General features: G+C 67.9%; 19 protein-coding genes. 8 read left to right on the top strand and 11 right to left on the bottom strand.

Translation table 11 applies throughout. The annotated features are described in order from the left end of the window. Positions 1 to 145: 145 nt before the first annotated feature. The 4 genes from CHB64_RS05985 to CHB64_RS05970 form a co-directional block, all read right to left on the bottom strand. The gene (locus CHB64_RS05985) at positions 146 to 766 is read right to left on the bottom strand and encodes a GNAT family N-acetyltransferase (protein ID WP_200815248.1); all 621 of its coding nucleotides are present in this window, start codon (positions 764 to 766) and stop codon (positions 146 to 148) included. A gap of 61 nt (positions 767 to 827) precedes the next feature. Further along, positions 828 to 2,093: a M16 family metallopeptidase gene (locus tag CHB64_RS05980; protein WP_089411692.1), complete on the bottom strand. Its 1,266-nt coding sequence runs from the start codon at positions 2,091 to 2,093 to the stop codon at positions 828 to 830. Next, entirely contained in the window at positions 2,090 to 3,499 is a 1,410-nt protein-coding gene (thrC, locus tag CHB64_RS05975) for a threonine synthase (protein WP_089411691.1), read from the bottom strand. The genes CHB64_RS05980 and thrC overlap by 4 nt, the downstream gene beginning before the upstream one ends. 47 nt (positions 3,500 to 3,546) lie before the next feature. Next, complete coding sequence (locus CHB64_RS05970; protein WP_159462427.1) at positions 3,547 to 4,596, bottom strand: SMP-30/gluconolactonase/LRE family protein; 1,050 nt, start codon at positions 4,594 to 4,596, stop codon at positions 3,547 to 3,549. Between the two features lie 186 nt (positions 4,597 to 4,782). Between CHB64_RS05970 and rpmE the strand changes: the two genes are divergently transcribed. Further along, entirely contained in the window at positions 4,783 to 5,013 is a 231-nt protein-coding gene (rpmE, locus tag CHB64_RS05965) for a 50S ribosomal protein L31 (protein WP_089411689.1), read from the top strand. Positions 5,014 to 5,041: 28 nt separating this feature from the next. On the opposite strand, the gene CHB64_RS05960 is transcribed toward rpmE, so the two are convergent. Further along, entirely contained in the window at positions 5,042 to 5,551 is a 510-nt protein-coding gene (locus CHB64_RS05960; RefSeq protein ID WP_200815247.1) for a DUF1465 family protein, read from the bottom strand. Positions 5,552 to 5,678: 127 nt separating this feature from the next. Between CHB64_RS05960 and CHB64_RS05955 the strand changes: the two genes are divergently transcribed. Beyond that, complete coding sequence (locus CHB64_RS05955) at positions 5,679 to 6,425, top strand: DUF429 domain-containing protein (RefSeq protein WP_089411687.1); 747 nt, start codon at positions 5,679 to 5,681, stop codon at positions 6,423 to 6,425. Between the two features lie 13 nt (positions 6,426 to 6,438). On the opposite strand, the gene gabT is transcribed toward CHB64_RS05955, so the two are convergent. The 3 genes from gabT to CHB64_RS05940 all read right to left on the bottom strand — a co-directional run bounded on the left by gabT (position 6,439) and on the right by CHB64_RS05940 (position 10,264). Continuing rightward, positions 6,439 to 7,755: a 4-aminobutyrate--2-oxoglutarate transaminase gene (gabT, locus tag CHB64_RS05950; RefSeq protein WP_089411686.1), complete on the bottom strand. Its 1,317-nt coding sequence runs from the start codon at positions 7,753 to 7,755 to the stop codon at positions 6,439 to 6,441. A gap of 103 nt (positions 7,756 to 7,858) precedes the next feature. Further along, positions 7,859 to 9,514, bottom strand: a complete 1,656-nt coding sequence (locus tag CHB64_RS05945) for a thiamine pyrophosphate-binding protein (protein WP_089411685.1) — start codon at positions 9,512 to 9,514, stop codon at positions 7,859 to 7,861. 12 nt (positions 9,515 to 9,526) lie between these two features. Further along, on the bottom strand, positions 9,527 to 10,264 hold the full coding sequence (locus CHB64_RS05940) for a VIT1/CCC1 transporter family protein (RefSeq protein WP_089411684.1): 738 nt from the start codon (positions 10,262 to 10,264) through the stop codon (positions 9,527 to 9,529). 116 nt (positions 10,265 to 10,380) lie between these two features. Here CHB64_RS05940 and CHB64_RS05935 point away from each other — a divergent pair, with 116 nt between their 5' ends. Both CHB64_RS05935 and CHB64_RS05930 read left to right on the top strand, forming a co-directional pair. Beyond that, positions 10,381 to 11,328 carry an isopenicillin N synthase family dioxygenase gene (locus tag CHB64_RS05935; RefSeq protein WP_089412010.1) on the top strand — a complete coding sequence of 316 codons (948 nt, stop codon included), beginning with the start codon at positions 10,381 to 10,383 and terminating at the stop codon, positions 11,326 to 11,328. Between the two features lie 119 nt (positions 11,329 to 11,447). After that, the gene (locus CHB64_RS05930; RefSeq protein ID WP_089411683.1) at positions 11,448 to 12,296 is read left to right on the top strand and encodes an AAA family ATPase; all 849 of its coding nucleotides are present in this window, start codon (positions 11,448 to 11,450) and stop codon (positions 12,294 to 12,296) included. A 6-nt stretch (positions 12,297 to 12,302) separates the two neighbouring features. On the opposite strand, the gene CHB64_RS05925 is transcribed toward CHB64_RS05930, so the two are convergent. The 3 genes from CHB64_RS05925 to CHB64_RS05915 form a co-directional block, all read right to left on the bottom strand. Continuing rightward, on the bottom strand, positions 12,303 to 12,896 hold the full coding sequence (locus CHB64_RS05925) for a uracil-DNA glycosylase family protein (RefSeq protein ID WP_089411682.1): 594 nt from the start codon (positions 12,894 to 12,896) through the stop codon (positions 12,303 to 12,305). 55 nt (positions 12,897 to 12,951) lie between these two features. Then, entirely contained in the window at positions 12,952 to 13,455 is a 504-nt protein-coding gene (locus CHB64_RS05920) for a hypothetical protein (protein ID WP_089411681.1), read from the bottom strand. A gap of 88 nt (positions 13,456 to 13,543) precedes the next feature. Then, a complete protein-coding gene (locus CHB64_RS05915) occupies positions 13,544 to 13,945 on the bottom strand; it encodes a winged helix-turn-helix transcriptional regulator (protein ID WP_089411680.1) in 402 nt (133 codons plus the stop codon). A 121-nt stretch (positions 13,946 to 14,066) separates the two neighbouring features. Between CHB64_RS05915 and CHB64_RS05910 the strand changes: the two genes are divergently transcribed. The 4 genes from CHB64_RS05910 to CHB64_RS05895 all read left to right on the top strand — a co-directional run bounded on the left by CHB64_RS05910 (position 14,067) and on the right by CHB64_RS05895 (position 17,572). Next, positions 14,067 to 15,128: an NAD(P)H-dependent flavin oxidoreductase gene (locus CHB64_RS05910; protein WP_089411679.1), complete on the top strand. Its 1,062-nt coding sequence runs from the start codon at positions 14,067 to 14,069 to the stop codon at positions 15,126 to 15,128. Positions 15,129 to 15,155: 27 nt separating this feature from the next. Further along, the gene (gstA, locus tag CHB64_RS05905) at positions 15,156 to 15,764 is read left to right on the top strand and encodes a glutathione transferase GstA (protein ID WP_089411678.1); all 609 of its coding nucleotides are present in this window, start codon (positions 15,156 to 15,158) and stop codon (positions 15,762 to 15,764) included. 106 nt (positions 15,765 to 15,870) lie between these two features. Beyond that, a complete protein-coding gene (locus tag CHB64_RS05900; RefSeq protein WP_089411677.1) occupies positions 15,871 to 16,461 on the top strand; it encodes an RNA polymerase sigma factor in 591 nt (196 codons plus the stop codon). Positions 16,462 to 16,483: 22 nt separating this feature from the next. Further along, on the top strand, positions 16,484 to 17,572 hold the full coding sequence (locus tag CHB64_RS05895) for a FecR family protein (protein ID WP_089411676.1): 1,089 nt from the start codon (positions 16,484 to 16,486) through the stop codon (positions 17,570 to 17,572). Positions 17,573 to 17,620 lie beyond the last annotated feature (48 nt).

Here is a 17,620-nt window from a genome sequence, read left to right as displayed (position 1 = left end):
CCCCGGCCTGCGCCGGCGCGCTTTCACGCAAAATCGCATCAGGCGGTCGCGCGACGCCGCCTCTCCCGCGTCGCCGCGCCCGGTTTTGTTATATTGTTTCGCGGCGGACTCCATCGCGCAAGTCCCGAATCGATTCGCCCCGCGCCTAACGCATTTCCATGACGCTGCAATGTTCGCGCCGGCGCGCGCGATCCGCAGCGATCGCGGCGTACAGGAGATGGTCTCGCCACGCCTCGTTGATCTTCAGATAAGCGCGCGCATAACCCTCCCGCTGGAATCCGCATTTTTCCAGCAGCGCGCGCGAAGGGGCGTTCTCGGGCTGGCAGGCGGCTTCGATGCGGTTGAGGCGCATCGTTTCAAAAGCATGATCGAGAACGGCTTCGAGCGCCGCGCGCGCATAGCCGCGGCGCAGATACGGCGCGCCGATCCAGTAGCCGACGCTGGCCGCTCGCGCCGCGCCATAGCGAATTTTGGAAAGATCGATTCCGCCCACGAGCGTTCCGTCCTCGCGCCTGCATATCAGGAGCGGCAACGCGCGCCCGCGGCGGATGTCGCGCCATTGATTTCGAACCCTGGCGCGAAACGCCGCCGGAGTCAGGTCCGCCTCCGTCCAGGCCGGCTCCCAGCGCGCCAGATGGGCCCGGCTCTCGCGGCGCAGATCGGTCCAGCCTGAATAATCGGCATACTCGGCGACGCGCAGCGCGACAGGATCGCGCACGAGCATGGGGCCGTCAGGCGGCTTCATGGCGATGTCGAGAAGCACCATCAGGCGCGGCCGCTCTCGCCGGGTTGACGCTGCCCTATTGGCGCGACTCCAGGCGCGTTCGTCAACTGCTGGAAAGCGGCGCGCCGATCGCGGCGGCGAGCCGGGCGAAATCGCCGGGGCCGACGGCGGCGAGCGAAGGCGGCCCCGCCTCAAGGGCCCGGCCGGCGCAGCGGCGCATGTCCGCCGCCGTCGTCGCCTCGATGCGCGCGCGCAGCTCGTCCGGCGGAACGATGCGGCCATAGGCGAACAGATGCGCCGCCGCCGCTTCGATGCGGTTCATGGGGCTTTCAAGCCCCATCAGCAGGGTCGATTTGAGCATGGCGCGCGCCCGCGCCGCTTCCGCCTCGCTGAAGGACTCCGCCGCCTTTTCAAGCTCGCCGCGCATGAGCTTGAGGATCGTCTCGGCCTGCGCCGGATCGGCGCCGGCATACGCCCCGACGACGCCCGTGTCGTCGTAACAGTCGGCGTAGGCGTATACGGAATAAGCAAGCCCGCGCTCTTCGCGGATGACCTGGAACAGACGCGACGCCATCCCGCCGCCGAACGCTTCGGCGAAAACGCGCGTCGCGAAATAATCCTCATGTCGGACTGAGACGCCGGGAAAGGCGACGGCGAGATGAATCTGTTCGATATCGCGGGCGTCGCGCCGCGCCCCGCCCGTATAGGCCGGCTTGGCCCGCGCCGGGCGCGGCGCGGGCGCCTTGAGTTCTGCGAAATGCCGCTCGACGAGCGCGAGGAACCGGTCCGGATCGACCGCGCCGGCCGCGGCGACGACGAGATTTTCCGGCCCGTAGAGCCGGTCCATGAACGATCTGAGCCGCGCGCGATCATGACTGCGCACGGTTTCGAGCGAACCCAGGATGGGCCGGCCCAGAGGCTGGCCGCGGTAAACTTCCGCTTGCAGAATGTCCATGACGGCGTCGTCGGGCGAGTCCCACGCCTCGCCGATCTCCTGCGCAACGACCTCGCGCTCCTTGGCGAGCTCGCCCTCGTCGAAAAGCGGGTCGGTCAGGATGTCGGCGAGAATGTCGAACGCGAGCGGAACGTCGTTCTTGAGGACGCGCGCGTAATAGCCCGTACGCTGATAGCTCGTCGCCGCGTTGAGATAGCCGCCGACCGATTCGATCTCCTCGGCGATCGCCCGCGCCGTGCGGCGCGTCGTGCCCTTGAACGCCATGTGTTCGAGCAGATGCGCGACGCCGTTCTCCTCGGGCGCTTCGTCCATCGCGCCGGCGTCGGCCCACACGCCGAGCGCGGCCGATTCGAGCTCCGGCATGGGATCGACCGCGACCCGCACGCCGTTGGAAAGGACGGAAACCTGCGTCATCGCCCGCCCCCGGCCTGCTCTATCATCGCCTTGACGGCGTCGGCGGAAGCGGGCGCGCGTTCGCAGCGTTCCGGTTTCGCGAACAGATCGCCGACATGCGCGGGCAGCGGCGGGCGCGCGCCGGCCGCAGATTCGACCGCGTCGGGAAACTTCGCCGGATGCGCCGTAGCGAGCGTGACGACCGGGCCGGAAAGCCGGCCGTCCGCGCGCGCCTTGCGCATCGCGGCGAGGCCGACGGCCGTATGCGGATCGACGAGAACGCCGGACGCCTTATGGAGCCGGGCGATCTCTTCGCACGTTTCAGCTTCGCTCGCCCGCTCCGAGATGAAATCGGCGCGTATCTCATCGAGCCACGCCGCGGGAATGTCGCCCGCGCGTTTTTTCGCGAAGGCTTGCATGAAATCGCGGATCGCCGCCGCGTCGCGGCCTGAGGCTTCGAACAGCAGCCGCTCGAAATTGCTGGCGATCTGAATGTCCATCGACGGGGATATGGTCGGCGTGACGGCGCGCGGCGCGTACCGGCCCCGGCTCAGCGCGCGGTGCATGATGTCGTTCTCGTTGACCGCGACGCACAGCCGCCCGACAGGCGCGCCCATGCGTTTGGCGGCGTAGCCGGCGAAAACGTCGCCGAAATTGCCTGTGGGCACCACGAAGGACGGCGCCGCTTCGACGCCCTCGGCGCGCAGCATCGCGATCGCCGTGAAATAATAGACGGTCTGGATCGCCAGCCGCGCCCAGTTGATGGAGTTCACCCCGCTCACCGAATGGCGGGCGCAAAAGTCGCAATCGGCGAAGATCTCCTTCACCACGCGCTGGCAGTCGTCGAACGTTCCGTCTACGGCTATATTGCAGATGTTCGGATCGTCGGCGGTCGTCATGAAACGGCGCTGCACTTCGGAGATGCGCCCCTCGGGATGCAGGATGAAGACCTCGACGCCGGCGCGCCCGCGGAACGCCTCGACCGCAGCCCCGCCCGTGTCGCCCGACGTCGCGCCGATGATGGTCGCGCGCCCGCCGGCGTCGCGCAGCGCCCGCTCGAACAGCAGCCCGAGGAGCTGCATGGCGACGTCCTTGAAGGCGAGCGTGGGCCCGTGGAAGAGCTCGAGCAGCCAGTCCTCTTCGCCGATCCGCCGCAACGGGGCGACCGCCGGGTCGGCGAATCCCCCATAGGCTTTCGCGGCCATCGCGCGCGTCTCCTCCCCCGACAACCAGGGCGCGACGAAAGGCGAAAGCGTCAGGCTCGCCGCCTCTGCGAAAGAGGCGCCTTTCAGCCGGTCGATGAAATCGCCGCCATGGCGCGGCCAGGCCTCGGGCAGGTAAAGCCCGCCGTCAGGGGCGAGCGCGGCGAGCAGCGCCGCCCGGAAATCGACGGCCGGGGCCTCTCCTCGCGTGGAAACATAACGCACGTCAGCGCACCTCTGTCGGGACGAATGGTCGATCATACGCGAAAGCGTCACGCAGGCAGGTCGCAGATCAGGAACTTTTGTTCAAGCGCCCCGCCGACGACCACGATGTCGCCCAGCCGCGCCGCCGCGGTGGGCGCGGCGAGCCCGCGCCCGTCATCGACGAACACCGGTCTCGGCGATACGGCCAGGTCCGCCATGTGGTCATAACGCAGCACCAGAGAGCGCGCGTCGCCGGCGCGCCGTTCGCGGTCGGTCGCGCGCGGCGCCGGTCTCGACGCCGCGATCCAGAGCGCGCCGGTTCCGTCGATATTGATGTTGCGCACCGGCGCGCCCATCGGCGCGAACATCACGGGCGCGAGCGCGCCGGTGGCCGCGTCGCGATCATAGATGCGCAGGCCGCGGGCCGCAGTCTCGGCCGCGTAAAGCCTTCCGCCGTCGGGGCTGAGCGCGATTCCGTTCGCGAAACGCAGACCTTCGGCGCCCGCCCGCCATGCGACCCCGTCGAAATGCAGGATCAGTCCCGAGGCGACGCCCAGGAGATAATGGAGACGGCCGAGCGCGCTGTTCCGCCCCGGCGCGGCGTCGTTGGTCACATAGAAGGCGCGCGGCCCGACCGCCGCGACGTCGTTTGGGCTCGTCAGGCGGCGCTCGACGAAGGTTTCGAGGTGACGAAGGTCGCCGCCCGCCGTCACGTCGTACAGCTCGACGGCGCGGGCCGCCGCATTGGCGACGAACAGCCGGCGCGTCTCGCCGTCGTCGTAGAAATAGATCCCGACAGGCTCGAAGATTTCGGGAACGCCGCCGGTGCGGTCGCGCCAGGCGTCCGCCGCCAGCGGATCGTCCAGCGAAAAGACATATATCGCGCCGCGCGCGCCGGGCTCCGGCGCGCTCCTGTCGAAGGACGAGACGAAGATGCGCCGCCGCGCCGGGTCGATCTGGAGATCTTCCGGACCGGGCACGCCCGAGACCGGCGCGCACGCCTGAAAGCCTTCAACGGCGCCGAGCCCGTCCGGGGCGAAACTCCGCTCGCGATGAACCAGCCAGGCGCCGAGGGCGACCGCGGCGGCGAGGCCGAACACTGACAGAACACGTTTCATACTGCGCCGCTTGTCGGCCTCGCTGGCGCGCCTTGAAGGTCCGGCTGCGGCGCGCCGTCGCGGCGGTATATCAACCGGCGGCGATCGCCGCCACCCTCGGGACGGGGCGGACTTGCCATTCAGCCGCGCAGCGCGTATAGGCGCGCGTTCCGAACGCCCCCCGCAGATTCCGCATAAGGTCCGGCCATGAAGAAGGACATCCATCCCGACTATCACCCGATCAAGGTCGTCATGACCGACGGGACGACCTTCGAAACGCGCTCGACCTATGGCGAGCCGGGCGCGAGCCTGCATCTCGACATCGACCCGAACAGCCATCCGGCGTGGACGGGCGGCCCGCAACATGTCGCCGACCGCGGGCGCGTGTCGAAATTCAACCAGAAATTCGGCAAGTTCGGCCTGACCAAAAAGTCGTGAGGGTCGAACGCGCGCCGCTGGCGTCCGCCTAGAGCTTTTGACCGAAGGCGTCGAACAGCGCGCGCTGCTGGGCGGCCGCGTCGCGCACGCGCGCCGGCGCGCGATCGTCGCCGAATATCTCCGCATCGATCCGCGCGATCCGCGCATATAGCTGGCTGCTTTGTTCGGCGAGCGTCATGAGCTCTTCCGGCAGGCCCAGCTCGCGCATGTCGCCCAGGGGCAGGCTTCGCTGCGGCAGGCGGTATTTCTCGTCCCGGGCCTCGGCGAGCGTCATCTCCCCTTCGCGCACCGCGCGCAGCACCAGAAGCCATGAGGCGATCTGCATCAGCAGGGTGGTGAGCTGCATCGACGCGCTGGCGTAGGCGAGCGCGGCCGAGCGCGACAGATGCCGCGAGGCGTCCCGGCCTGCGCCGTCGAGATAGTTCGCCGTCAGCTCCACCAGGCCCATGCCCTCGCCGAAGGCCTTGGCGAACAGCTCCGAACGGACGAATACGCCCGCCGCGCTTTCTTCTTCCTCAGGTTTCAGGTTCGCAGCCACCTCGCCCCTCGTTTTGCGCCAGCATGCAGACCGCATGCTGCTGTGACAATCGGAATTGCGTTAACAGGGGCAGGTCGTCAGGGCCGCCCGCCGCGCTCGCCTCTCGGAAGATCGGACAGCAACGCTCATGCCATCCCTCCTGAAGAACGGGTCCCAAGAGCGCGTCGTCGCAGGGGCGGACGGCTGTCGCGGCGGCTGGATCGTCGTGCTGCTGGAGCTGACTGCGCGCCGGGCGCGCGCGGAGATTCGGCGAACCTTCGCCGAGATCTATGACGAATGGGCCGGGAAAGCCGCGGCGATGATCGTCGACATGCCCATCGGTCTCTCAGACAAGGGCCGGCGGGCCTGCGAGACGATGGCGCGCCGGCGCCTCCGCGCGGGCCGGGCGGGCAGCGTGTTTCCCTCGCCGCGCCGGCCGATGCTCGACTTCGCCCGGTATGAGGAGGCGAACGCCTGGGGAAAGGCCGCCGGCCCCGAAGCCGGCGGCGGTCTGTCGAAGCAGGCCTGGAACATCCTTCCCCGAATCCGGGAGATCGACGCGGTCATCTCGCCGGCCGATCAGGCGTGGCTGGGCGAAGGGCATCCGGAGGTCGCGTTCTCCCGGCTCAATGACGGCGCGCCCTGCCGTCATTCGAAGAAAACCGGGGAAGGCCGGCGCGAGCGCCTGGCCCTGCTGCGACGCGGCGGCTTTCCGGCTGCGCCCGCCCTGCTCGCGCAGGCGAAGGCTCGCTTCCGCGCTGCGGTTCAGCCGGACGACATTCTCGACGCCTGCGCCCTCGCCCTGACGGCCGAAGCGCGCCTCGACGGACGCGCCCTGCGGCTGACCGACGGCGCGCGCGACGCCCGCGGCCTCGTCATGGAGATCTGGGGCTGATCCGGCTCGGTAGTTAGGCGGATGATTTTATAGCTGCTTCAGTCGCTTCAGCGAAAATACTCAGGCCTTCATCGAGCAGCTCGTCGGTAATGACCAGCGGCGTCAGGCAGCGCAGGCATTGGGCGTGGGAGCCGGCTGTGGTCAGAATCAGGCCGCGATCGCGCGCTTCGGCCTGAATCTTTCCGGCCATTTCGCCGTTGGGCTTCATCGGATCGCCGTCGCTAACGCACTCGACGGCGATCATGCCGCCGATCTGGCGCACGTCCCCGAAGACGCCTCTTGCGGCGCCGTTCTGGAGGGCCCGCCAGCTTTCCGCCACCCGCCGGCCGATCGCCTCGGCGCGGGCGAGCAGCCCCTCCTCCTCGATGACGTCGAGCACCGCGAGCGCCGCCGCGCAGGCGACCGGATTGCCGCCATAGGTCGAGCCCATGCCGCCGGCGGCGATCTTGTCCATCAGCTCGGCCTTGCCCGTAAGGGCCGACAGAGGCAGGCCCGCCGCGATGGACTTGGCGATGCAGATCATGTCGGGCTCGACGCCGGAATGTTCGAAGGCGAACATTTTGCCGGTCCGCCCCATGCCCGACTGGATCTCGTCGGCGATCAGAAGCGCGCCGTGCTCGTCGCAGATGCGGCGCAGCGCCTCCAGAAAGGCCTTGGGCGCAGGGTTGAATCCGCCCTCGCCCTGCACCGGCTCGACGATGATCGCGGCGAGTTCATCGGCGGGAATCTGCGTCTTCAGAATATGATCGAGCCCTTCGAGCGCATCCTCGACCGACACGCCGTGATACGCGTCCGGATACGGCGCATGATAAACGCCGGGAACGAGCGGTCCGAAGCCGAGCTTGTAAGGCTTGGCCTTGCCGGTGAGCGTGGTCGCCAGAAGCGTGCGTCCGTGGAACGCGCCTTCGAAGGCGACGATCCCCGGCCGGCCGGTGATGCGCCGGGCGAACTTGACCGCGTTCTCGACCGCCTCCGCGCCCGAGTTGAACAGCGCGGTTTTCTTCTTCGTCGGGCCCGGCGCAAGCCGGTTCAGCCGCTCGGCGAGTTCGACATACACCTCGTACTGGGCGATGCCGAAGCTCGTATGCAGAAAGGCGTCGACCTGCTTCTTGACGGCGGCGACGACCTTCGGGTGGCGATGGCCGACATTGAGCACGCCGATGCCGCCGATGAAATCGATATAGCGCTTGCCTTCCACGTCCCACAGCTCGGCGCCTTCGGCGCGCGCGACGTAAATCCCCGATTTCGAGGGCAAGCCGGCCGGCAGCGCCGCGTCCCGGCGCGCCTTGAGCGTCTCGTTGGTGACGAATTCGTTCTTCCCGTGATCCATGTCGTCTTCCCGATGTCAGGCATGAATGGCGGAGCTTGGAGAGACGGGCCGCCGGTCCCGCTGACCCGGGCGCGTTCTAGCAGCGGGCGCGGCGAAATGCACCTCAAGAGCGCGCTCGCAGCCCCGCGATCGTGCGCCCCGGCGCGATTTCCTCGACCGAGGTCTTGAGCTCGATGACCGCCGGCAGGCCGCTCTTGCGCGCGTCCTCGAAGGCTGCGGGGAAGTCTTCGGTTCGCGTCACCGTCGCGCCATGGGCGCCGAAGGACCGCGCGAAGGCGGCGAAATCAGGATTGACGAGATCGGTGCCGGCCACGCGGCCCGGATAGTCGCGCTCCTGATGCATCCGGATCGTGCCGTAGCTGGCGTTGTTCGCCACGAGAACGATCACCGGCAGGTCGTACTGCATGGCGGTCGCCAGTTCGCTCGCGGCCATCATGAAGCAGCCGTCGCCCGCGGCGCACACGACCTCGCGCTGCGGGAAGACCGCCTTGGCCGCCAGCGCCGCCGGAAAGCCGTAGCCCATCGCCCCGGAAGTGGGCGCAAGCTGGGTCTTCCACGCCTTGTGCCGGTAGAAGCGATGAAGCCAGGCCGCGTAATTGCCCGCGCCGTTGCACATGATCGCGTCGTCGGGAAGATTCCTGTCGAGCCAGGAGAAGACCTCCGACAGATTGACCCCGGCCTTCACTTCGATCGGCTTCGAGAACGCTTCGAAGTCGGCGTGCGCGTCGTAGGCCTGCTGCAGCCAGCCCTCGTCCTGCGTCCATTCCTCCGCGGCGAGCGCGCGGGCCATCGTCTCGGGCGCGGCGTTGATCGCAAGCATGGGCGTGTAGACGCGTCCTAGCTCCTCCGCGCCGGGATGAACATGCACGAGCATTTGATCGGCGAGCGGCGCTTTCAGCGCCGTATAGCCGGAGGTGGTCATCTCGCCGAGGCGCGGTCCGAAGGCGATGATGAGATCGCTGCGCCCCACGCGCTCGACGAGCTTCGGATTGGGCGCGATGCCGAGGTCGCCGGCATATTGCGGATGGAGGTTGTCGAACAGGTCCTTCGCGCGGAAGGACGCCGCCACCGGCAGGCCGGTCGCCTCGACGAAGGTTTTAAGATCACGCACGGCCTCGTTCGTCCATCCTCCGCCCCCGACGAGCAGCAGCGGCCGCTCGGCGCCGCCGAGCATCTCCCGCAACAACTCGAGCGCGCGCTCGTCGGGCGCGGCCATCGCACGCGGCGCCGGCGGCAGGGGTTCGGCGTCGACCTCCTCGACCAGCATATCTTCGGGCAGGGCGAGCGCGACGGGACCGGGCCGTCCGTTCGCGGCCGTGGCGAAGGCGCGGTTCACATACTCGCCCGCGCGGGCGGCGACGTCGATCTGGCCGGCCCATTTGACCACGGAGGAAAGCATCCGCCGGTAGTCGATCTCCTGAAACGCCTCGCGGTCCAGCTGGCCGCGCGCGACCTGGCCGATGAACATGATCATCGGAGTCGAGTCCTGATAGGCCGTATGCAGACCGACCGAGCCCTGCGTCGCGCCCGGCCCGCGCGTGACCATGACGACGCCGGGCCGGCCGGTGAGCTTGCCATAGGCTTCGGCCATGTTGGCCGCCGCCGCTTCATGCCGGCAGGCGATGAGCCTTATGCGATCGCGCGCGTCATGCAGCGCGTCGAGCACGGCGAGATAGCTCTCTCCCGGCACGCAGAACACATGCGTCGCGCCGTTCTGAATGAGCGCATCGACGATATGGCGGGCGGCGGACTGTTTCATTGACGAGCTTTCTCAGGCTGCGATGTTCTTCAAAAACGCGCCCACCGCATAGGCCGCGCCGGCGGCGAGCATGCCGATCAGGAACGTCTCCATGCCCGAACGCAGCCAGGAAGCGGTGGACCATTTGCTCTTCAGCGCGCCGATGCCGAAAAAGACGGCGCCCGTCATGACCGTCGCCGCCAGAAGCGGCGCGTCGGCGAGCCCGAACAGGAACGGCAGCAGCGGCACGGCGCCGCACAGGACGAACGCCGCGAAGGTCGCCGCGCCCGCGACGAAAGGCGAGCGTTCGACGCGCGGCGCGCCGTGCTCCTCTTCCAGCATCAGCCGAACCCAGCGCTCGCGGTTCGCCGTGATGACGGCGACCGCGCGTTCGAGATCTTCGCCTTCGAAGCCTTTCGCCGCGAAAATCTGACGGACCTCCTCGCGCTCGCCTTCCGGTGCGACGGCGATGTGGCGCAGCTCCATCTCCTTCAGGCGGCGATAGTCGTCGCGCTCGGCTTTCACGCCCGAGTAATTGCCCGCCGCCATGGAGAAGCCGTCGGCGAGCAGGTTCGCTGCGCCGAGAATGAGAATGATCCGCGTCGAAAGCTCCGCCCCGGCGACGCCGGCGACGATGGCGAAGGTGGTCACCGCCCCGTCGATTCCGCCGATGACCCAGTCGCGCAGATAGCGCGCTTTCGGCCCTTCCTTCAGCCTCCGGGCGATCGCTTCCGGCGTGTGTTCGTGCTCGATGCGGGCCGCCTCGTCCATCGCGTCTTATTGGACGCCCCGCACGGGTCGGTCAATCGCTCCGGCGGCCGGTGGCGCATAGGCCGCGCATCGGTGTAAATCCTTTATGAAGAACGCAGCCGAAACGGATGATCGACATGGCCCGAAAATTGACGCGCGTGCCCGAACTCAGCCTCAGGACGTTCACCCGAGGCGGGCCGGATGAGCGCCGGGCCTTCATCGACGCCCTGATGGAGGGGTTTCAGTATTTCGGCTTCATCATTCTGAAGGATCACGGGATCGGCCGGGACCTGCTTCAGCGCGCTTACGGCCTGGCGGAAGCGTTCTTCGCCCTGCCCGAGGCGGAGAAGCTGCGCTACATGACCGGCCCGGACGGCCAGCGCGGCTATACGCCCTTCGGCCGCGAGCACGCCAAGGATTCCCGGGTCGCCGACCTCAAGGAGTTCTGGCATGTGGGCCGGGAGTTTGCGCCGGACTCCCCGCTCGCAAAAATCTATCCGCCGAACGTCTGGCCGGAGCGGCCGGCCGGCTTTCGCGAGACGTTTCTTGCGCTTTACGGCGCGCTCGAAGAAGCGGGCTTCGCGATGCTCGAAGCGCTCGCGCCCTCCCTCGGCGTGCCCGACGATTACTTCCGGCGCATGGCGACCGATGGCAACTCCATCCTGCGCATCCTGCACTATCCGCCGGTGCCGCCGGACGCCGATCCGGCCGCCCTGCGCGCCGCGCCGCACGAAGACATCAATCTCATCACCATTCTCGTGGCGGCGAACGGCGCGGGGCTTGAGCTTCTCGACCGCGACGGAAACTGGCTGCCCGTCGATACGGACCCGGACAATCTCATCGTCGATGCCGGCGACATGCTGGCGCGGGCGACCAACGACGTCATCCCGGCGACGACGCACCGGGTGGTCAATCCGAAGGGCCTGAACGCGTCGCGCTATTCGATGCCGTTCTTCATGCATCCGCACTCGGGCGCGGTGCTGGAATGCATCGAAAGCTGCCGCGGCGCCGGCGCGAAATACCCGCCGATCACGGCGGACGCCTTCCTGAAGCAGCGCCTCAAGGAAATCGGCCTCGCCGGCTGAGGGCTGAGGAGCCCGGCCGCGCCGGGCTGCGCCGCGTCGTTGCCGCGCATTCGGACGGTTCCTATAGTGCGCCGCAACGGGAAGGCCCTGCGGGGGGCGGCGCGATCAGAGGAGATCCAGTGAAATTCGCCGGCTCGAAAACCTACATCGCCACGGACGATCTCAAGGTGGCGGTCAACGCCGCGATCACGCTGGAGCGTCCCCTGCTCGTGAAGGGCGAACCGGGCACGGGCAAGACGGTGCTCGCGCAGGAGATCGCCGGGGCGGTCGGCGCGCCGCTCATCGAATGGCACATCAAATCGACGACGAAGGCCCATCAAGGGCTTTACGAATATGACGCGGTGGCGCGGCTGCGCGACGGCCAGCTCGGCGAGGAGCGCGCCCGCGACGTGCGCAACTACATCAAGCGCGGCAAGCTGTGGGAGGCGTTCGTCTCTCCCGAGCGGCCCGTTCTGCTGATCGACGAGATCGACAAGGCGGACATCGAGTTTCCCAACGACCTGTTGCAGGAGCTCGACCGCATGGAGTTCTACGTCTACGAGACCGGCGAGACGGTGAAGGCGAGACAGCGCCCGATCGTCGTCATCACCTCGAACAACGAGAAGGAATTGCCGGACGCCTTCCTGCGCCGCTGCTTTTTCCATTACATCAAGTTTCCCGATCCCGAGACGATGACGCAGATCGTCGAGGCGCATTTTCCGGGCGTAAAGAAACGGCTCGTGTCGGACGCGCTGAGGATTTTCTACGAGATCCGCGACGTTCCGGGACTCAAGAAAAAACCATCCACCTCGGAGCTTCTCGACTGGCTGAAGCTGCTGCTCGCCGAAGAGCTGCCGGAGGAAGTCCTGCGCGAGCGCGATCCGCGCAAGTCGATCCCCCCGCTCGCCGGCGCGCTGTTGAAAAACGAGCAGGACGTGCACCTGTTCGAACGGCTCGCCTTCATCGCCCGCCGCGAAGGCGTTTCCTGACGCGCGCTACCGCAGCGCCGCAGCGACCCGCGCGCGCAGCGCGGGCAGCAGCTCCGCCTCGAACCACCGATTGCGCTTGAGCCAGGCGTTGTTGCGCCACGACGGATGCGGCGTCGGGAAGTATTCCGGCGCGTAGTCGCGCCATGCCGCGACCGTTTCGGTGAGGCTCGGCTTCGCGCGCGCGCCGAGATGCCATCTCTGCGCATAGGCGCCGACCAGCACGCAGACTTCGAGCTTCGGCAGCAGCGCCATCAGCCGCGCCCGCCAGAGCGCGGCGCACTCTCGCCGCGGCGGCAGGTCGCCGCCCTTCGCGTCGAGACCGGGAAAGCAGAAACCCATCGGGACGATCGCGACGCGTCGCGCGTCGTAAAACACGTCCTCGCTCATTCCCAGCCAGTCGCGCAGCCGCACGCCAGACGGGTCCGTGAACGGACGGCCGCTTGCATGAACGCGCGTTCCCGGGGCCTGGCCGAAAATCCCGACGCGCGCCGACGCGGCGGCCTGCAGCACCGGCCGCGGCTCGTGCGGGAGATGCTCCGCACAGTGACGGCACGCGCGGATCTCCTCGACGAGGCGCGTCAGTCGGGTCGCTTTCGCCATGGCGCGGCGACCTTATCCGACGCCCGCCGCCGCGGCGAGCCCCGCCCCGTCGCTTCTATTGCTCCGCCGGCCGGCTCATATCGCGCAGGCACAGCCCGGCGACCGCATTCCAGACGAAGCCGTCCGGGCAGTCGCACCTGCTTGGATGGCCGCAGGCGTTGATGTCGCGCGTGCACGCGCCGGCTGCGGCCTGCGCGCAGTCCGTTTCGTCGACGGCGACGCGCACGGCTTCGCCCTGAAAACCTTCAAGGTCGAGCAGGCATTTGCCGAGCGCGGCGTCGTAAACATAGCCTTCGCCGCACTGACAGACGCTGCTGAACCCGCAAGCGTTGATGTCCATCGTGCAGATCGACTCGGGCGACGGGTCCTTCACGCAGGCGAGCGCGGCCGGGCTCGCCTCGCCCATAGCCCGCATGGCGTCCGCGCCGGCCGTCCCGTCGTCCTCAGGCGGCGCGGTTTCTTCTTCGGCCGGGACCGTTTCTTCCGGCGCGCGCTCGCCGCAGGCCGCCAGACCCAGCGCCAGGGCGCCGATCCCTGCAAGGATGATCCGTGTCTTCATTTGCATTCCCCGTCTCGCCGCCGCGCGCGTTCTCGCGCGCGAACAAAGAATCGCCGATCCGCGCGGGCTTGGAAAGGGCCGGCGCGAATTAATCTTCGGCCAGAACGAGCCTGTCCGGCGCCTGCCGGGATCGGGACGAGGCGCGCGCTTTTTCCTCTTTCAGGCGCTTGCCCACGGCGACGATCGCGTCGATCACCGGCACGAGCTGAGCGCCGATCTCGGTCAGCGCGTACTCCACCGAAGGCGGCGAGGTCGGTCGCACTTCGCGGCTTACGACCCCTTTCTCGACCAGCTCCTTCAGGCGCGCGCTCAGCACCTTCGACGACACGCCCGGAATGTCGTGCCGCAGCTCGCTGAACCGGCGCGGCCCAGCGCTCAAATACCAGACGATGTTCGGCGTCCACGCCCCGCCGAGCAGCTTCATGCAGGCCATGAGCGGACATTCCCCGTCGAGGGGCGGAGCCTTGTTCTTTCTGCGCCTCAGAGCCATCGCCGCGGTCTCTTTGTTACCGGTTGGATATCACATTCTTTCGATAACAAAAAATCTGATGGTTACATTTTGTAACTAAAGCCGCTATCTCCCCGACCAGGCGACAGAAAGGGACGCAGGCATGGCCCGACGCAGCGAGGCTCAGAATCGGCTGGGGATCGAGCATCCCATTATCCAGGGCCCGTTCGGCGGCGGGCTGTCCACCGTAACGCTGGCCGCGACGGTCTCGAACGCCGGCGGGCTGGGCTCATTTGGCGCGCATCTTCTCGAAGGAGACGAGATCGTCAGGCTTGCGGCCGATCTGCGGGCGGCGACCGCCCGACCCTTTGCGATCAATCTGTGGGCGGCTCAGCCGGACACGGAAACGGCCGCTCTCGACGACGAAACCTTCGAGCGCGCCTGGCGGGCTTTCGAGCCGCTCTATCGCGAGCTGGGCCTCGATAAGCCTGAGCCGCCGTCGCGATACCATCCGCGTTTCGAGGATCAGGTCGACGCGCTCCTCGAAGCGCGCCCGCCGGTCTTCAGTTTCGTGTTCGGCGTTCCTGCGCCGGCCGTGCTCGCCGAATGCCGCCGGCGCGACATCGCGACCATCGGCGCGGCGACGACGCTTGCGGAGGCCGAAGCGCTCGACGGCGCGGGCGTCGATCTCATTCTCGCGACGGGATTTGAAGCGGGCGGCCATCGGCCTTCCTTCCTGAAACGGGCCGAGGAGAGCCTGACGGGGACGCTCGCCTTGACGCGCGCCGCGGCCGCGCGCGCAAACCGTCCGGTCATCGCGGCGGGCGGGATCGTTGACGCGGCCGGGATCGCGGCCGTCCTCGCCCTCGGCGCCGGGGCGGCCCAGCTCGGCACGGCGTTCCTCGCCTGCGCGGAGTCCGGAACAAACGACGCGCATCGTGAAGCGCTGTTCAGTCCGCAAGCTGAGGAAACCGTTCTTACACGCGCCTATACCGGACGACTCGCGCGCGGCATGCCCAACCGCCTTGTCGAAGAGTTGACGGCGCGCGCCGGCGCGCTGCCGTCTTATCCTGCGCAGGGCTGGTTCGTCTCGAAGCTGAAGGCCGCCGCCCTCGCGCAGAACCGCGCCGATTTCCTTTCGCTCTACGCGGGCCAGGGCGCGCCGCTGCTCAAGCATCGCAGCGCGCGTGATCTCATGGCCGCGCTCGTCGCCGACCTCCGCTGATTCACCCCCAACCGAAGGAGAAAACACATGAAACTCTACTATGCGCCCGGCGCCTGCTCGATGGCCTCGCATATCGCGCTCAACGAGGCGGACGAGACGTTCTCGATTGAGAAGGTCGATCTCGCCGCGGGCAAGACCGAAAGCGGCGCCGATTTCAAACGGATCAACCCGAAAGGCTACGTCCCGACGCTTGAGCTCGACGACGGCGAGGTTCTGACCGAAGGCCCGGCCATCCTGCAATATATCGCCGACCGCAATCCGGACTCGCGCCTTGCGCCCAAGGCCGGCACGTTCGAGCGGGTGCGACTGCAGGAGCATCTCAACTTCATCAGCACCGAAATTCACAAGTCCTTCGGGCCGCTGTTCTATAAGGCCGCAAGCGACGACATGAAGGCGTTCGCCCGGGGCAGGGCGGAGCTGCGGCTCGGCTACGCGGATCGAATCCTCTCGGACGGGCGGCGCTATCTCATGGGCGAGGACTTTACGGTCGCGGACGCCTATCTGTTCACGGTCGCGCGCTGGGCGATTCCGACGGGGATCGGCCTTGATCGGCAGCCGAATCTTCAGGCCTATGTGAAGCGCGTGAGCGAGCGCCCGGCCATTCGGAAGACTCTCGCAGCCGAAGACCAGAAATAAGCGCGCGGGCCGGACGGCGCCCGCCCGTTTCGGCCCGTGCTCGCGCGCGTCGTTTGACGAACCGGCCGCATCCCGCTTTAGTCTGGAAAAGGGAGGGGCCGGACGAATGACGCGCGACAGATCAGGGGCGAAACAAGCCGAAGCCCGGCTCCTGGCGGCCTTCATGGCCAACAGGGGCCTCATCGCGTCAGTCCTGCGGCGCTACGCCCTGAGCCGTCTCGACATCGACGACATCAGCCAGGAGACCATCGCCCGCGCTCTCGAAGCGGCGCGGGCGCGCGAGATCCGCGAGCCCCGGCGCTTCCTGATCGGAATCGCCAAGAACGTCGCCCGCGCCGAAATCGAACGCCGCTCGAAAATGGCCGTCGAGCTAGTGGAGGATTTGGGCGCTGAAAGGTACGTATCGGACGAGCCGGCCGTGGACGAGATCGTCGATGGGCGCCGCCGGATGGAGACGTTCTGGAAGGCGGTCGAGACCTTGCCGTCGCAATGTCAGAAAGTATTCGTGCTGAAATACGTCTATGGCGCGTCCCATAAGGAGATCGCCCGCAAGCTCGGCATCGCGGTCAGCACCGTGGAAAAGCATGTCGCGCTGGGGCTGAAGCGGTGCCGGGAGCGGATGCTGTCGGAGCTGGCCGGCGGACCCGGGACGGCGGAAGCGGAAAGCGTGCTCGATCTTCCCGCGCGCCGGCGATGACGAACCCAAGCGAGCCGCATAGATGGTCGAACGTCCGAAACTGACCGCCGACTCCGAGATCACGGCCGAGGCCTGCGCCTGGGTCGCCCAGATCGAATCCGGCGATCTGTCGTCGGCCGACCTGTTGGCGCTGCGCGAATGGATCAACAGAAGCCCGGCCCATACGCGCGAGATCAGGGCCGTCGCCGCGCTCTCCGGCCAGCTCTCGATCCTGACGGACATGGCCGAAGTCCATGACGCGGCCGCGGCGATGAGCAGCCGGCTGCGGCGGCCGGCCTGGCGGCGCGGCGGCGCGGCGCTGGCCGCGCTCGGTCTGTGGATCGCCGTGGCGGCGGGACTCGTCGCGATGCTGCTGCTGCGCGGCCCCGTCCCGCCGGAGCCGACGATCTACGCCACCGGCGTCGGCGAATATCGCACCGTGGCGCTCGAGGACGGCTCCGTCGTCAAGCTCAACACCGACAGCCGGGTCGAAGTCGATTATCAGGAGACCCGGCGGCGCATCCGCCTCGTCAACGGCGAGGCGCTCTTCGAAGTCGCCTCCGACCCTGACCGTCCCTTTGTCGTCTTCTCGGGCGACGCCGCGGCGGAAGCCGTCGGCACCGCTTTCGCGGTCCGCCTGCGCGAGGGTGCGGCTGAACTCGCCGTGATCGAGGGCGCGGTGGCGTTCTACAAAGTCTTCGCCGCGCCGGCGAAGGCGCTCGGGACCGATCGCGCGACGCCGTCTGCTGAAAAACCGGATCGCGCGCGCGCCGCCGTCATCGTGCGCGCCGGACAGACGCTGCTGTCGAGCGCTCTGCCCGACGACGCAGGCGCGCCCGCTCCCGCCGCCCCGCTCGCCGTCTCGCCGCGCGAATTGCAGCGCAGGCTGTCGTGGACGGAAGGACTCTTCGACTTCTCGGAAACGCCGCTCGAAGAGGTCGTGGCGGAAATCGCCCGGCATAATCGCGTGCGGATCGAATTCGCCGACGACGAGCTTCGAAGCGTGAAGTTCGGCGGCATCTTCCGCACCGGCGACCTGGACGCCCTGCTGGAAGCGCTTGAACGAATGGGAATCGAGGTCGAACAGCCGGACGAAGGCCGCATCATCCTGCGCAAGGCGGACGGCAGGTGACGGCGTGAGACGCGCCGCGTCCGCCCCGCCTCTTCTCGCTCTTGGTGC

This window comes from Amphiplicatus metriothermophilus (genome assembly GCF_900199215.1).
Classification (GTDB): domain Bacteria; phylum Pseudomonadota; class Alphaproteobacteria; order Caulobacterales; family Parvularculaceae; genus Amphiplicatus; species Amphiplicatus metriothermophilus.
Note: the sequence above shows the minus strand (reverse complement) of the source record. Positions and strands in the feature narration are given on the sequence as shown.

Bases quoted from the DNA above. Each gene is read 5' to 3' on its own strand.
- CHB64_RS05985 (WP_200815248.1), bottom strand. From the start codon at position 766: ATGGTGCTTCTCGACATCGCCATGAAGCCGCCTGACGGCCCCATGCTC.
- CHB64_RS05980 (WP_089411692.1), bottom strand. From the start codon at position 2,093: ATGACGCAGGTTTCCGTCCTTTCCAACGGCGTGCGGGTCGCGGTCGAT.
- CHB64_RS05970 (WP_159462427.1), bottom strand. From the start codon at position 4,596: ATGAAACGTGTTCTGTCAGTGTTCGGCCTCGCCGCCGCGGTCGCCCTC.
- rpmE (WP_089411689.1), top strand. From the start codon at position 4,783: ATGAAGAAGGACATCCATCCCGACTATCACCCGATCAAGGTCGTCATG.
- CHB64_RS05955 (WP_089411687.1), top strand. From the start codon at position 5,679: ATGCCATCCCTCCTGAAGAACGGGTCCCAAGAGCGCGTCGTCGCAGGG.
- gabT (WP_089411686.1), bottom strand. From the start codon at position 7,755: ATGGATCACGGGAAGAACGAATTCGTCACCAACGAGACGCTCAAGGCG.
- CHB64_RS05945 (WP_089411685.1), bottom strand. From the start codon at position 9,514: ATGAAACAGTCCGCCGCCCGCCATATCGTCGATGCGCTCATTCAGAAC.
- CHB64_RS05940 (WP_089411684.1), bottom strand. From the start codon at position 10,264: ATGGACGAGGCGGCCCGCATCGAGCACGAACACACGCCGGAAGCGATC.
- CHB64_RS05935 (WP_089412010.1), top strand. From the start codon at position 10,381: ATGGCCCGAAAATTGACGCGCGTGCCCGAACTCAGCCTCAGGACGTTC.
- CHB64_RS05925 (WP_089411682.1), bottom strand. From the start codon at position 12,896: ATGGCGAAAGCGACCCGACTGACGCGCCTCGTCGAGGAGATCCGCGCG.
- CHB64_RS05920 (WP_089411681.1), bottom strand. From the start codon at position 13,455: ATGAAGACACGGATCATCCTTGCAGGGATCGGCGCCCTGGCGCTGGGT.
- CHB64_RS05915 (WP_089411680.1), bottom strand. From the start codon at position 13,945: ATGGCTCTGAGGCGCAGAAAGAACAAGGCTCCGCCCCTCGACGGGGAA.
- CHB64_RS05910 (WP_089411679.1), top strand. From the start codon at position 14,067: ATGGCCCGACGCAGCGAGGCTCAGAATCGGCTGGGGATCGAGCATCCC.
- gstA (WP_089411678.1), top strand. From the start codon at position 15,156: ATGAAACTCTACTATGCGCCCGGCGCCTGCTCGATGGCCTCGCATATC.
- CHB64_RS05900 (WP_089411677.1), top strand. From the start codon at position 15,871: ATGACGCGCGACAGATCAGGGGCGAAACAAGCCGAAGCCCGGCTCCTG.
- CHB64_RS05895 (WP_089411676.1), top strand. From the start codon at position 16,484: ATGGTCGAACGTCCGAAACTGACCGCCGACTCCGAGATCACGGCCGAG.